This is a genomic window from Halalkalicoccus sp. CG83 (assembly GCF_037081715.1).
Taxonomy (GTDB): domain Archaea; phylum Halobacteriota; class Halobacteria; order Halobacteriales; family Halalkalicoccaceae; genus Halalkalicoccus; species Halalkalicoccus ordinarius.
The window spans coordinates 2,113,222-2,127,728 of sequence record NZ_JAZDDH010000001.1; the positions used below are offsets into that span (position 1 = coordinate 2,113,222).

The 14,507-nt window shown below is 59.0% G+C and carries 13 protein-coding genes; 5 read left to right on the forward strand and 8 right to left on the reverse strand.

The window, feature by feature from the left end:
- Positions 1-500: 500 nt before the first annotated feature.
- A complete protein-coding gene (locus tag V0Z78_RS11005) occupies positions 501-878 on the reverse strand; it encodes a hypothetical protein (RefSeq protein ID WP_336344679.1) in 378 nt (125 codons plus the stop codon).
- 488 nt (positions 879-1,366) lie between these two features.
- On the opposite strand from V0Z78_RS11005, the gene V0Z78_RS11010 reads away from it, so the two are divergent.
- Both V0Z78_RS11010 and V0Z78_RS11015 read left to right on the forward strand, forming a co-directional pair.
- Complete coding sequence (locus tag V0Z78_RS11010) at positions 1,367-1,501, forward strand: hypothetical protein (protein WP_336344680.1); 135 nt, start codon at positions 1,367-1,369, stop codon at positions 1,499-1,501.
- Positions 1,502-1,604: 103 nt separating this feature from the next.
- Entirely contained in the window at positions 1,605-2,423 is an 819-nt protein-coding gene (locus tag V0Z78_RS11015) for a succinylglutamate desuccinylase/aspartoacylase family protein (protein ID WP_336344681.1), read from the forward strand.
- A 98-nt stretch (positions 2,424-2,521) separates the two neighbouring features.
- On the opposite strand, the gene V0Z78_RS11020 is transcribed toward V0Z78_RS11015, so the two are convergent.
- Together V0Z78_RS11020 and V0Z78_RS11025 are read right to left on the reverse strand one after the other, a co-directional pair.
- Complete coding sequence (locus V0Z78_RS11020) at positions 2,522-2,689, reverse strand: hypothetical protein (RefSeq protein WP_336344682.1); 168 nt, start codon at positions 2,687-2,689, stop codon at positions 2,522-2,524.
- A 72-nt stretch (positions 2,690-2,761) separates the two neighbouring features.
- The gene (locus V0Z78_RS11025) at positions 2,762-4,633 is read right to left on the reverse strand and encodes a hypothetical protein (protein WP_336344683.1); all 1,872 of its coding nucleotides are present in this window, start codon (positions 4,631-4,633) and stop codon (positions 2,762-2,764) included.
- Positions 4,634-4,918: 285 nt separating this feature from the next.
- Between V0Z78_RS11025 and V0Z78_RS11030 the strand changes: the two genes are divergently transcribed.
- Both V0Z78_RS11030 and V0Z78_RS11035 read left to right on the forward strand, forming a co-directional pair.
- Complete coding sequence (locus tag V0Z78_RS11030; protein ID WP_336344684.1) at positions 4,919-5,320, forward strand: hypothetical protein; 402 nt, start codon at positions 4,919-4,921, stop codon at positions 5,318-5,320.
- A 302-nt stretch (positions 5,321-5,622) separates the two neighbouring features.
- Complete coding sequence (locus V0Z78_RS11035) at positions 5,623-6,684, forward strand: mechanosensitive ion channel family protein (RefSeq protein WP_336344685.1); 1,062 nt, start codon at positions 5,623-5,625, stop codon at positions 6,682-6,684.
- Between the two features lie 391 nt (positions 6,685-7,075).
- Here the strand turns inward: V0Z78_RS11035 and V0Z78_RS11040 are convergent, their stop codons facing one another.
- From V0Z78_RS11040 to V0Z78_RS11050, 3 genes are all read right to left on the reverse strand, one after another.
- Entirely contained in the window at positions 7,076-8,011 is a 936-nt protein-coding gene (locus V0Z78_RS11040; RefSeq protein ID WP_336344686.1) for an alpha/beta fold hydrolase, read from the reverse strand.
- Positions 8,011-8,442 (reverse strand): hypothetical protein, encoded by a 432-nt coding sequence (locus V0Z78_RS11045; protein ID WP_336344687.1) that lies wholly within the window; start codon positions 8,440-8,442, stop codon positions 8,011-8,013. Before V0Z78_RS11045 ends, V0Z78_RS11040 begins: the two co-directional genes overlap by 1 nt.
- 857 nt (positions 8,443-9,299) lie before the next feature.
- Positions 9,300-10,157, reverse strand: coding sequence for an alpha/beta fold hydrolase (locus tag V0Z78_RS11050; RefSeq protein WP_336344688.1), 858 nt, complete (start codon positions 10,155-10,157; stop codon positions 9,300-9,302).
- A 633-nt stretch (positions 10,158-10,790) separates the two neighbouring features.
- Here V0Z78_RS11050 and V0Z78_RS11055 point away from each other — a divergent pair.
- Positions 10,791-11,321, forward strand: a complete 531-nt coding sequence (locus V0Z78_RS11055) for a DUF1097 domain-containing protein (RefSeq protein WP_336344689.1) — start codon at positions 10,791-10,793, stop codon at positions 11,319-11,321.
- A gap of 344 nt (positions 11,322-11,665) precedes the next feature.
- Here V0Z78_RS11055 and V0Z78_RS11060 read toward each other — a convergent pair whose 3' ends face one another.
- Positions 11,666-12,952, reverse strand: coding sequence for an LVIVD repeat-containing protein (locus V0Z78_RS11060; RefSeq protein WP_336344690.1), 1,287 nt, complete (start codon positions 12,950-12,952; stop codon positions 11,666-11,668).
- Positions 12,953-13,445: 493 nt separating this feature from the next.
- A complete protein-coding gene (locus V0Z78_RS11065) occupies positions 13,446-14,489 on the reverse strand; it encodes an enolase-like domain-containing protein (RefSeq protein WP_336344691.1) in 1,044 nt (347 codons plus the stop codon).
- Positions 14,490-14,507: the final 18 nt, after the last annotated feature.

Genomic DNA, 14,507 nt, shown 5'->3' on the forward strand with positions numbered 1-14,507 from the left:
TAGACGGTGTAGCCGGTGGAAACGTAGTCTCCAGAAGATCTACGATCGTCCAAGCGACTCGACACCGTCTCCGGGACGAATTGGCCCGCTGTAACGCTCTTCTGACACTCGGAGTGCGTGTGTAGTCCAAGCGAGGGACTCACGCTACGGAGCAGCCCGGTCCCGCTTGCTCCCGATCCGCTTGAGTCGACAGAAGAGAGAGGCACCGTAGGTCTCTCTATACCCCCGGCCGGAGACCTGTCGATCGTCGAACCGTCCTCGAACAGGTCGATTCGGACGATCTCTCGCTACACGCGTTCGGCTACTCGATCACGTTTCGACTGGTTCTCCGAGTTAGTCATCGAGTCCGCAGCCCTCGTTCGTCACCTGCGTGCTCCCCAACGATCCGGATTCCTCGGCGGTCGAGTCAGGATCACCGCAACGGTCAGCCGTTTGGACGGCCGACCGCCGTTGCATCGTTCCCAGGTCTCGGGGCCGGATCGGCGGATTCGCGGCGTCGCTCACCGCGTCCTGGTCGTCACCGAGGTGCCGTCGTGTTCGACGACGACCGTTCCCGGTTCGGCATCGATGAACTCAACGCGGGCCTCGTACTCGATCCCGACCAGCATCTGGGCACACATCTGGCCCTCATCTGCGTCCTCGTAGCTCTCGACGGCGATAGTGTGCTCGTCGTCCGAAAGCGAGACGTCCGCGATCCGTGCGGTGTAACATCCGTTCTCGCCCCCGATCGTTCCCCTGACGAGCACGCGGTCGTTCTCGAAACTCACCGACGCCGACTCCTCGCCGGTTCCGTTTTCGACCTCGAACACCTCGAACGAGACCTCCTCGACGCACTCAGGCAACGTCCCGTCTGTCGTGTCCTCCTCGTCTTCGTTCACGTTTCGTTCGTCCTCCTCTGTCGACTCGTTCTCGGGGGGTCGTTCGAACCGATGGTCCCGTTCTCGTCGCGTCCGATACAGCCGGCGAGTCCGACGACGATCCACGTGACGCGCCGCCGCCTGACCCTCATCTACGACGGATGGTCGGTTCCGCAACCGTATACTCTTGAGTACAGTCCGGGAGATCTCCATAGATGTGTCGAGTTCGACCAGGGAACTGGCCATCAGAAATCCGATTTCTGAGCCGATCGTGTCCTATCGGGATCTACGGCTATGTCGGCTCCCTAGAACTACTCTCTTCGGACGGATGAAGTATGGTAGCTCGAACCGACGGCTAGTCCAGAGGAGAGACTCGCTATCAGAATTCGAACCTGGTGGAGGCTATCATCCTTCCGAACCATACTGGTACTCGTCGCTCGTTGGCGGCGTATCGAGAACGCTCGCGTGCTAACAACGTTTTTTACCCCTCGAGTCCTGGTTGGTATACAATGTATCACTGCTTCCGATCCGTCGATGAACTGGGCGAGGAGGGGCGCGCCGAGACGCGTGAGGTACAGACGCCCGAAGAGGTGCGCACCGAGTACTCCGGTGAAGAACTCGTACGGCTCGGCGTCGCCACGTGATCAGTCACCGAACCGCACTGAATATGCATCGTGCCCGACTCACGATCGCTGCGAGTCGGACAGGGTGGACCCGAGTCTGGTCTCTCGGACGGGACTCCCCCTAATGAGACGATCCCTCCTTCCAGGAGCCACCGCCCTTGCTGGAGTCCTGATCGCCGGTGGGGCGGCGATTCGATCACTCCACCACTCCCCAGAGCGTTCATTCAAACGTGCTCAGGACGCACTCAACCAGGACCGAATCATCGAGACCCTTATGGAGGGGACGGATCACGAAACCGCTGCCTACGAAGTCACCGGATCCAAGGAGGGGCCGACAGCGGTGATTCTCGGCGGAATGCATGGCAACGAGATCAACGGCTATCAGGCTGCGGCCGACATCACGAACTGGGGGATCGACGCGGGTCGATTGATCGTGATCCCACTGGCCAATAGCGTCGCCATCGAACGAAACAGTCGCCGCGGACCGAACGGCGATCTCAATCGACTGTTTCCCAGCGAACGGACGCCTGAAAGTACTCTCGCTCGTGCGATCTGGCGCGTGATCGAAGATGCTGCTCCGGATGTGGTAATAGATCTCCATCGTTCTCGCGGACTGTTCAACACGCATCAGCGGTGGATAGGACAGGTAATCCTCCGGACGGAGACGGACGGAACAGCCGATACGGCGAACGACGTTGTCGAGTATATGAACGATCGCTACGTCCCTCGATCGATGCGATTCCACCGATTCACGACGACGAGCATCCACGACATTGACCGGGGCTCGGGGTTGCTTGTGCAGAAGGTTCACCACGATATGGGCGTCCCAGGATTTCTCGTTGAACTGACGGACTTCCTGCTCGATCTCAATACGCAACTCCGCTGGACTACGGCGTTAACCGAACGACTGCTCGAACAGTATGGGATCCAGCGAGCGGTATGATCGGTAGTCACCCTCCGCTCAGAGACCTCGTTTTTGCACCCATCGTCTGGGTGAGTTTCGCATTGCTGGTCTTTCCGCTCGCGATTAGTAAGATCGATTCACGGTTGTTCTCCCCGCTTGCCGTTCCGGGATACGTCCTCTTCGTCCTCATGACCATCGTCGGCAACGTTCTGCCATGGGTTCGGAACTTTAGCTTCCGACTTTATTGGGCACCCTTCGTCGTCATCTGTTATGGCATCTCGGTTGCCGTCGGGATCAGTTACCATACGTTCCGTCAGCGATTCGACGTGTGAACCATCCTCCCTGCTTGCTCACGGCTGCGCACGGAACACGGCAAATCAGGCAACGCAGGCGTGTGCCACACCGTTATCGTACGTGATCGATCGGGTCGCACAGTAGCGACGTTCGGTGGTCGTCGTCTCGTAGACGTCCGCCCCGACGTCGTCGAACAGGGCCGGTCGTTCGGCGTACGACTGGCGATAGAGGAGCACCTCCTGATCGGCGTCCTCGGGCGCGGCGATCTCGGCGGGCGCCGTCCCAGTACGCGTCAGTACCTCGACCGTCAGGACGTCGGTGCCGATCGGCGTCGTCGTCTGCTGGCTGACCGTCTCCAGCGCGGCGAGCTCGGCCCCGGAGTACGAGTACGTCACTCGTTCCTCGGGGAAGGCCGGAGAGTCGATCGTCGCGGGACCGGCGAGGGCCATCACGCCGGGGAAGAGAACGCAGAACGCGACGGGCGCGGCTGTGGCGGTCGTGGGGTCGATACGGCGGACGCTCCACCGAAACCCGAGCGCACAGAGCAGGGCGACCGGGACGTACAGGAACGCGAACCACCGGCTCGGGAGGAAGTTCCGCAGGCCGACCGCCGGCGTTCCGATCGCCACCACGGAGAGCGCGCAGGCGACGCAAACGAGGGTGAGCCAGGTGTGTGTCGCCCGTCGAAGCGCGACTAACGCTCCGACCGTCCCACCGGCAGCGAACAACAGGAGCCCGCCCGCCTCGAGGAGGTACGTCAGCGACGTCAGCGGTCGAAGTCCGTAGTCCGCCTCGGGCGCGCCGAGTTCGATCGCAAGGTTGAGCCACCCGAACTCAGCGAGGTAGGTCTCGCGCAGGAACAGGAGGGTTCGTTCGGCGAAACCGAGGCTAGAGCCGCTGTACGGCGTGATTATTAGAAGCGCGGCGAGCACGCAGACGAACGGGACGAACAACCACACGAGGTTCACCGATCCGGCGCGGGGCATGGCGCGAACGAGCGACGGGCCGGCCTGCGCGAGAACCGCCATTCCGACGATCGTCGCCGCGATCACCGACGATACCTGGTGGGTGAACACGAGCGCAAGCGAGAAGACGACGAACAGCACGATCGAACGGACGGAGTAACCCTCGCGGACGATCCGGAGGAGGGGGACCAGCAGTCCGAGGGTGAAGACCAGTCCGAGACTCGTCGGAACGAGGTAGATCCCCCAGAGGATCGCGTGATCGCTGAAGGCGTACATCGCGGCCGCGAACGCCGCCCACCGGGGCGGGAGCAGCGAGGCGCCCAGAACGTAGAGGAGTAACGTCGTCGCGATCGGAACGACGAGGCCGATCGAGAGCCAGAGCGCGATTCGCGGGGAGACGTCGGCTATGAGGACGGTGGCGACGACGGAGAGGTGATAGAGCGGTGCGTAGTAGTACTTGCTGTCGCTCAGTGCCTCGAGCGAGCCATCGGCCGCGATCCCGGCGACGTACGTCGGGACGTGCGACCAGGTATCGAGGCCGATGTAGCCTGCGGTCGTCGCCAGCGCGGCGAACCGGACGACGAGCGCGATCACGAGGACCTGTCCCAACAGTACCGTCGGCGAGAAGTCGTTCTCGTCAACGAGGGCGATCTGCAGGAGGACTCCGGTTCCCAGCGTTCCCGCTCCGAGATAGAAGGGGACCGTTCTGCTGCCGGCGATCGTAGCGTACCACGAGAGCACCAGCGCCCCGATGAGCACGACGCTGGGTAGCGCCATCGCCACCGACCGTGGAACCGTCGGGCGCTCGTAGTCGACGGGATCACGTCTCGTGACGACTGCGAACGTGAGTGCGCCTCCCGCGACGACCGGTGGAAGGGTGAGCAGATAGACGGGAGCAGCCGATCGACTCGTGAGGACGATCGATAGGGCGAAGAGCGTGCTGCCGAGTGCGAGGAGAAGTGCGACGTCGCGAACATCGAGACGGCCCATCTACGTAGCGCATCGTCCCCCGGTGCCATGTGTCCGTTGATGCTACTCGAAGAACGGTCTCTCGACGGATCGAGTTACCATCAATCGTTAATCGCTATTCCCTATTTCGGTGAACTCGCTACAATAAGTCGTCCATGTGCTGTGATAGCAGTTCTGATCCAACGTTTCAGCGTCTCTGTGTGGAGATTAATGAACTACTGAATCCAAAGGCACTTATTTACTACTATCAGAGTAATCTCTGATGGCCGTTCGAGAATACTCCACTACCCCCGGAGAGGTACGACCATGATGTGGCAAGATCTGATCTTCATGATCGGCAGTAGTCTTTCGATCGTATTTCTTGCCCCGACGCTTCGCGACACAGACGCCCAGGTCCCGCTTGCGACGAGTGCTCCCTCAATGATGATCGGTGGCGTCTATGCGTTTACGTTCGCGACGCTCGGCATGACGTTTTCCGCCGTCGGGGCGTTCGCCGCCTGTCTCATGTGGACGCTAATCGGCTTCTTTCGCGCGCCACGATCGCCCTACAACCGGTCACATGCGGTTGGTGATCTCCGTGAGCGATTCGAACTCTTCTGCAACGATGCTCGGTACTGGGTTGAGCGAAAGCGTCGCCAGGACACCGTTTCGCTCGAGTCGTACGTCTCGGCCGATACAGCATCCTCCGTCACAGTTCACGCCGACTGAAGGACCAGTAGGCGTTTCGATCCTTCTACAACGACAGGCCGTATCGGAACGGCCGAGCGTTGCACCAGACGTGTCGAAAAGGAACTGGGGGAGCAGACTGCAACGATGCCCCTATTTCCGATGTTGTGAACGGACTTCGATTCGACTCATGACCAACACAGCGCGACCTAGATGTCGATGATGATGTCCTCTCTGATCGATCTACCAGCTTCCATCAAATGAGGGGAGTCTTATCGTTTAGGAGAAGAGTCCTGAGAGCTGATCAGAAGCGTTTCGAGTATCGAAGGACGTATCGAGGCTAAATGGAACAGCTTGCTGAGCTACTCGCTCCGTTCACTCTTCCGATGCAGATACTGATCGTCCTACTCGGATCGGTAGGTTCTGCAAAGGTGATCGAGCTCACGGGTCGATGGATCGCACCCTCAATCGAATCAACAACTGGATCGGTCCGTCGTGTCATTCTCCGCGAGATCTACGTCCCACTCTACCTCTCGGTATTTCTCTACGGGTTGTTTCTCAGTCTCGAACTCATCGGCGCTCCAATTCTCAGACTCTTCGAGTCGGTTATCCTGTCCGCAATCGTCGTTCTGTGGACGCGTGCAGGGATCCGTGCCGGCAGTAACTCACTAGAGGAAATCAAAGAACACGATACCCACTACGAATTCGCTCCCGTATTCAAGAACCTCTGGTCGGCTGCAGTTGTTGTCATCGCCGCCATCGCGTTGTTACTCGTCTGGAACATCGACATCACCCCGCTGCTCGCTTCGGCTGGCGTATTCGGGATCGTTCTTGGATTTGCAGCCCAGGAGGCGATCGCGAACTTCGTCGGTGGAATCGCTCTCTACTTTGATGATACGTACAAGATCGGTGATTTCGTTGTTCTGGAGTCGGGTGAGAAGGGCTCCGTCAGCGATATCGGGATCAGGAGCACGACACTGCTCACACCCGATCGGGTGCTGATCACGGTCCCGAATTCGGTACTGAACTCCGCGCAGGTCCGCAACGAGTCGGCTCCACAGCGCCAGAAACGGATCCAGATCCCGATCGAGGTCGCATATGGGACGAGTACTGAGACGGTTGAGGAGATCCTCCTATCGATCGCGGCAGACGTCACTGGAGTTCTGCCCTCGCCCCAACCGATCGTTCTGTTTCGAGGATTCGGTGATTCTGCGCTACGGTACGAGCTTCAGGTCTTCATCTCACACCCGCTTCGAGAGCCGCGTGTCGTCGACGACATCAACCGTGAAGTCCAGCAGCAGTTTGCCGAGAACGACATTGAGATTCCGTTCCCGCAACGCGAGATCTCGCTGCGAGATGACGATGACTCGCTCAAGGATGGCGGACAGCCCCGTTACCCCGAGTAAGTGGGAAACTCGCGGGGACAGACGCGCGCCGACCGAAAGAAGGAGCATCGCCTCGTTCCCGAAGCGGAGGCGGTAGAACGAGACATCCGCAACGGGTTCCGCTCATCGTTCTTATCGAGCGCGACGGGGAGATTCTTACACTGTACGGGGATACGCGGATCGACCCAGATGGCGTCGCAACGGTCTTCTCTCGAGGTGGCGTCGATGATCAGACCGTGAACGCCGTTATCCGTCCGTCCAAATAGACTACTTAGTCGTATTCCGCCGGAGGAGCTTGCGGCTACCACCGAGTGGATCTCAGCGGCTCCAAGACCCCGATCGGTTTCTCTGACCAGACTCCCGTTGTATGAGTGGCGGTCCAACTCAGAAAGTCGACGAAAACGAAGGGCAGCTATGATGACGGAGAGAGTTCGACGTCCACATCATCAGGACGTAACGTCTCGGGCAGATCCCCTTCTCGATCACCGGTAATGTCGGCCAGGATTTCGGAGAGATATCCGTTGAACAGTGCTGGATGTTCACTCATCGGGAAATGACCGATATCACTCATCTCGACTGCTATTGCTCCTTCCCCGATACCATCCGCTACCGCACGCCCATCCGCTGGGTCAGTCAGGTAATCGTACTCGCCGTTGACTGCATAGAGTGGACATTCACTGGCATCGATCTGATCGAGTTTATCGCGGTAGTCGTGATCGACCGAATAGTAGTAGAGATCCCCTTTGAACACGCCTGTCGCGCCTTGCTCGTACAGATACATGGTCTCTCGACGGGTCTGTTCTGGGCTTTGTTTAGCCATCAATCCCCAGCAGGAGTACGCGTTGACCTCCGTCGTATTGACGTGGGGGTGATCAAGCCAATCGATATGGAAGCCAGGACTATACGCGCCACATTCGAGTCCGATCAGCGCTCGGAACCGATCCGGATACCAGTCGGCTAGCTCCAACGTGATATTGCCGCCCATACTCGAGCCCATATAGATCGGATCCTGAAGGTCGAGCGCATCCGCGATACCGACGATCGTCGCGGCAAACTGTTCGGCATCCAATTCGTAGTCTTCCTCCCACCAGTCGTCACTGGTTGGTGGAACGGATTTCCCGTGGAAGGGCAGATCGTATGCGATCACCCGAAACTCGTCGGTGATATCGTCATCTGCGAGGAGATGCCGCCATTCCTGGTTGTTACACCCAGCAGTATGCTGGCAGAGGAGTGGAATTCCATCGTCTGGGCCGTTTTCCTCGAAGTAAATTCGGTAATCGGTTCCATCGACATCGACGTGAACGTACTTGCCGGTGATCGGCTCGACCGTACCTGGTTCAGTGCTCATTAGAGGTTCCCTCCGTTGTTGTGGGCTTTGCGCAGCAAGTCGAGCATCCGCTGAAACGCACGCAAATTCTGGAAAATGGCCTTGTTGTTACCGGTTAGTTGGAGATGACCATCATCGCCTTTCACTGCACTTCGATAGTGGGAGGCGATAATCTCGTGATTGAATGCTGGAGGGATTTCTTGAACGAACTCCTCCCACGCTTCGGTGTCACCTTCGACCCCGAAGGACCACTGATGATTCATCGCCGGGTTCGGAACGATCGCATCGATTTCCCCGCGATCGATCTGGAGGAGAAACCGATCGTCACCGATTTCAATATAAAAATTTTCGTCGAATTTATCGTGGCCGCGGACCTTCATCTCCGGGTCGCTGTTGACCGTTTCTTTGTAGTGTTCCCACCACGCTTGTGAGCCAAGTTCTGTTTCTGTCATTGTGGACTTCCAGTACTGGAAACCAGTACGAGTCTAGTGATAGCTTCACAGGCTTGTAAAAACCACCCACGGGAAAGACGACCTCTTTATTACCGTAGTTTCAAGAGCTCCGATAAAACGACTACTCCGGATGCGAGGGGTTCGCCGCCGTATCTGATTTGGCATCAGGATTCGGCGTCCTGAAGCCGTCTCGGTAGCAGGGCCAACAGGGGAGATCGTCGAACGTCGGGAGACACTTACAGTCTGCTGGGCGTTGATCCGTTTGCTGCTCCCACCGTGGTGATTGCTCCACCGGCGTTCGTTCAGACGGCAACTTTTCTGAACTATGAGCTCACCTCTAAATAGAACCGCCAGCAGGAGCGGCAGAGCGATATCGTTCCACCAAATTTCTGAACGAGCTGCACATCTTTGCAACTAAGGCAGTTAGGGGCACGGCAGATCCCGTGATCGTTATCAGGCGGCTGGTCCCTGGGTGGTGTTGGATTTGCGTTCGTACTCATCGTTGGATCGCCCGTAATGCGCCAGCGACATCACTCCAAATCCGTTTCTCTCCCCTTCCGTGCCGGAACGAGGAGCATCATTCTTTCAACTGAGTGAACGGTGGATTCGTCTCCGGATTTCCGTTCACAGACTGGGTCTTTCTATCGCTCTGAGGGTGGATCTAGCGCTGGTATCGAAGGATATGGAGCGTGTGACAGGCTCCACTCGACTAGAGTCCCCCTACCGTCAAAAGCACGCGCCAACCATGGTGAAAGTGAAGATGTGGGCCGTCAGATGGGACCTGCAAACGACAATGAGTGACCGCTGTAGTCCGGGCCGAGCGGAGGCTTTCGTCCCGGCCTCAAACCCGAATTACGTCACGTCTTTCCGAGGAACCGCTCGACTTCCTCGCGGTACGCGTCGGAGCGGTCCTCGATTACCCAGTGGTACGCCTCGTCTATAGGAACGAGTTCGGTCTCGCCTGCGATGTCGTCTTCGAGCCGTTCGGCGTAATCTATCGACTGGAGGACGTCGTCAGCACCCCACAGCAGGAGCGTCGCGGCGGTGACCTCGCCGTAGTCGAGTTCCGCCGTATGGTTCGTGTTCGTAGCGATGGCGTTCCGGACGAGTGAGGTCCGTCCCATCTCCGACTGCCAAGGGGCGCGCATACCTCTGCAGAACTCACCGTGCTCCGCGGCGTCGTCGTGGAGTCCTTTATCGAAGACGAACGCCATCTTCTCCTCTAGGGTCTCGTCGTCCGCCAGCTCGTCAGCCATGCCTGGTAGGCCGAGACCGTGGATGAACTCAACGGGCCAAGAGTCGTAACACGCGACGTTCGAGAGGACGAGCCGTTCAACGAGGTCGGGCCGGTGAGCCGCCAGTCGCAGAGCGATTCCGCCGCCGATGTCGTGAGCGACGATGGCGGTACTATCGGCACCCAAGTGGTCCAGCAACGCATCGACCATCGCCTCCTGGGTGCGAATCGAGCGGTCGAAGCCGTCGTGCTGGGCTGAGTTACCGTAGCCTAGTAGGTCCGGAGCGACGACATGACGGTCGGCCGCGAGTGCCGGCGCTACCTCACGCCAGAGAAACGACCACGTCGGAATCCCATGCAAGAACACGACCGGCGGCCCTGGATTTCCCGTCCCGTCCTCGTAGTACGCGATTTCTAGGTCGTGACCGTCCACTCTGAGGGTCGTTGCGGTCTGCTCGGCCGACCACTCCTCATGGTTCACGTTCGGTTACCTCCCTGACGAGTGCTCCCCCGTCGAGAAGTCGCATCGTGTAATCGACTGATCGGTGTGGACTGTTGGGACATACCACTTCGGGTGGGACTGCCTGGCCAAAAACGATGTCGATCAGGGAAGCCGGTGGGATGCTATCACCCTATCGATTCGACCGTGAATTCCTGATCGGCGTTGGGATGATCCCCTCCTCGTTCAGGAATGTCGCTGTGATTTCTGCGCTCACTGACGTACCTGACTGGCGAGATACTCCCGGGAATCTCGAAGAAGATCAAGACGGCGAATTTCGCGAGCGGTAGGTTACGAGGACTGGAAGGAGGCACAACACCTGAACGCGCTCGACACCTCGAAGCGCGAGGACGTCGTCTCGACGCTGACCCTTAGCGAGGAGACGGGCCGCGTAACGCGGTTCAATCGAGGATCGTTCCTCATCTTCAACCGGACGGAACTCGGCGAGGAGTGGAGCTCAATCCGCTGATTCGTTGCGACCAACTGCCGTTGGAGATCGTCAACTCGTGCTCTCTCGTCATCAGATGATATCTCTATTGAAATCGGCGTGCTAAATACAGAGGACATCTCTATCAGGAGGGAGCTGGTTAGTCCCCTCTGCATGAGAATACCGTCATGAACCGTCAACCACCCTCATCGCTTGGAACGCGTATCGCCGGCTGGAACGACACATGGTCGCTCGCGATCGTGTTCGGGATCGCTTCGATCCCGTGGACGTATGGATTCGTTGCTGGCTTGAACATCCCATTGTGGCCATCGTTTATCGCTTCAGGGACGTTCTATGCGGCGGGGGCCGGAGTGGATGGGCTTGCTCGAGGATACGCAAGTAATCTCGCTGGCATTCTCTACGCCGCCACGACGCTCGCCGTAGTGAACACTTATCTCGGTGGTGGAGTCGTTGCACTCAGCATCGTCGTCGGTGTCTTCATGTTCCTCGCCAGTCTTCACGAGTTCATTCCATTACTGTCGTTCACTCCAGGAGGGTTCTTCGGCTATGCCACCATGTTTAGTGTGGCCGCAACCGACGCGACCGCCTTCGGCATCGCTGGACTTCCCGGGGAGACGCTTGCTGCCATCGTATCGATGTTCATCGGGGCCGTTATCGGACTCTCCACCGATGAGCTGAGTTCGCTCCTTGGGGAGTGACGGATACGCGCCCTGTATTCACATATCTCCTTACAATCACCGTTGCCTAATTATTACAATAACTACAAGACGTTTCATAAAAACCCTGTGTCACCGGTGAGCGATGGTATACGTCGGGGTCAAGGGGGGTGAAGCCGACAACGACTCGGTGGGAGAACCAACCGCGATACGTTCACAACGAACAAGGTCCGCGACGGTGGATAGTGCCGTCGAGGACGACGAATCCCTCGGAAGTGTGAGGTGATCTGACTCCGCGTGGGATCGATGACGACGAGGTCGTTTCGTGCACTGAGGGAGCCGGTCAGCGGGTCAGCAAAAAACGAACAGATGATAGCGGAGTGCCGTCAGTATCCTTCGAGTGTGAAGATGTAGAACCCGGTGGTGGCGTCAGACGCGTAGACGTGCCCGCTGTCTCCCGCGAGTGAGCTTTCCGCACCCCACGTGAACGGAACGTTGTCCACCAGATCGTGCCGGACGGGATCCTCTCGACGAACCTCATCGACGCCCTCCGCCGGCAGATACTGGTCAATGCGCACGGGGTCTCCGGGATCCGAAACGTCGAACGCCTGGACGCCGGCCTTGTAGTCGCCGCTGAACACAACGTCTTGCTGATCACTAACACCCCAGTCTGAGAAGTGGCCCGTCCACCAATATCCCTGGTTACCGGTGGGCTGGTTGGCGTGTTGTGGGAACTGGAACGACGACTGGAGCTCGGTCTCGCCGTTCTCGAGGTCAAAGCTGACGATATGCTTGTATCCCGGCTCACCGGTGCCGATCTCCTCGCCGAGCAGACAAATGTCGTTCGAGGGATGGGGGACCGCATGATGGCACGCACGTAGCGGGACGTCTGCCTCCTCTTCTGAGTAGTCGAACGACACAACCACCTCGAGACGTTCGGGATCGCTCATGTCGAGGACGTACAGGCCCCGATTCCAGTGAGCGAGGAACGCGTAGTCGCCGCGGACGTGTGCGGCGTGAATAGTCTCGCCGTCAGCTTCGTGCTCATGACCGTCGTCGTGGTCTTCGTCCGGTTTCGGCATTTGGAACGACGACACCTCGATGGGATCTTCGCGGTCACTGATGTCGTAGACGACGGCACCACGTCCATGGCCCACCGTGATGAGGTAATCGTCGCCGAAGGCTTGGACGTTGTGAACGCCGCTGGAAGCGTCCTCAACGGTGAATGGGCCGATGAGTTCGGGATTCTCCCTATCGCTCGCATCGACGATGGCCCAACCAGTATCCTCTCCGCCCTCGTTGGCAGTAAACACCCATGGTTCCGTGGGGTGGACGTCCGAGTTGCGGATGTCGCTTGAGTGGCCATCAGGATCCGTGAAAATCGTCGAAACCAGCTCTGGATCAGTGCGGTCCGAAATGTCGACGAGACGCAGTTCGTTATCGCCGAAGACGAACGACCCCACTGCCGCGAGGTCGTGCTCCTCACTAACGGCACCGTGGGTATTTGCGCCGTCACGCGCACCGAGCGTCGTATGGCCAACGAGGTCCAGCCGCGGGTTCTGGTCACCGTTACTGTTCGCCGATCCAACGCCGCTCACACCTCCGATCGTGCCGAGTACGCCGACCGTTTTCAGTACTGTTCTTCTGTTCGAAACTATATCCCTGTGTGTCATTATTGTCCTCGATACGCGTCTTTTGACCCGTTTGCTACTGGTTTGTTCGCTGGTCTGTGCTGCACCGTGATGCTCTTTCGATACTTCCGGTCCGGTCTCTTCCCTGTCGTGCCTACCATTGGTAAGGCACCACGCCGTACGGTTCATAATATATCATTAAATAATTTTCTAAATATGAGAGTAGTATTTACAATAGGAAGTGTATATAATATATTAATACTATCTCAGTGACTCCCGAACTACCGTATCAGATGGATATTCGTCGTTCGTTTTGCCGTCGTTGCTCGACGTGAGGACATCTTCACTCGGATCGGTAAACCGAGGGTGAATCACTGGGACTGGGAGGTGGCCGGCGTTTCGGCAAGGGGATACCGAGTCGAACGACCCGACCAAGGTTGTCGCGTCTTCGAACTCCCCGTGCTCGCCGCGAGCTACGTCCCCGTCTATCTGCTTGCGCTCTCTCGGATCGCCGAACTGGTCGAGTGAGTCCCGGTCACCACCGGAAGCCGGCGGGCTCCGCGGGCGGATCGAGCGGGCTCTGCGCCAGACCCTCGACGACCTCGGGATCGTTGTAGCCGCCGGGTGCGACGTCGTTCGCCGAGTCGGCGTAGAACAGCGAGGCGATCGCCTGGATCTGGCCGCGTCCGACGTCGAGTTCGAACTGGCCGCCACCGTACATCGCGATCTCCCGCTCGATACAGAACTCGATCGTCTCGAACAGCGATTCGACCGAGCCGAAGCGCGAGGGCTTGATGTTGAGCCAGTCGGGCTCCCATGGGAGTTCCTCGACGTCGGCGATCCCGTGGATCGTCGCATCCCACGAAACCCGATCCTCGTGGCCCTCCAGTACGGGGCGGGTCCCCTCCGTGAGCGCGGGATCCTCGATAACGGACTCGGAAAGTCCGTTGATGACTCGCTCGTAGAGGTCGGGGTCGGGGGCCTGATCGACCTCCGTCCCCTCGTACTGACCCTTCAGATCGACCACTCGGACCGCGCCCGTATCGGCGAGGCGATCGATCAGCTCGTCGTCCCACTTGCTCGTGGGGTCGAGCTTGAACTCCAGATCGGGATCGTTCTCCAGAAAACGCTCGATCCGGTCGAACGTCGGCGGGTCGCCCAGTCGGGTGCTAGCGATGAAGCGGACCGGATCGTACTGCCGGTCGAGCGCGCTCGCGAGATCCGTATCCGCCTGCCGAAGCGCCAGATCGAGCGCCGCGCTCTCGAAGGCCCAGCGGCGGTAGTGGCGGAAGTCCTCTCGGGAGGGGCCGTCGGGAAAGAGCTCGAGGTCCGCGAGGCGCGCGGAGAACTCGTCGAGGGTGTACTCGCCCTCCAGATCGGGCGCGCCGGCCTCGAGCAGCGCGTCGTGGTCCGCGGTCTCGTAGGTGACGTCCTCCCCCTTCCCGATCTCGCCCTCGCCCGAGAGCGAGATCACCGTGGTAACGCGGGTGAAGCCGCTGGAGGTGTCGCGTTCGCGTCGGGAAAGCGAGATCTCGTCGATCCGGACCGGGAGATCGGAGACGGCATCGTACAGCGCCATACCCGCCGTACGCTCGCG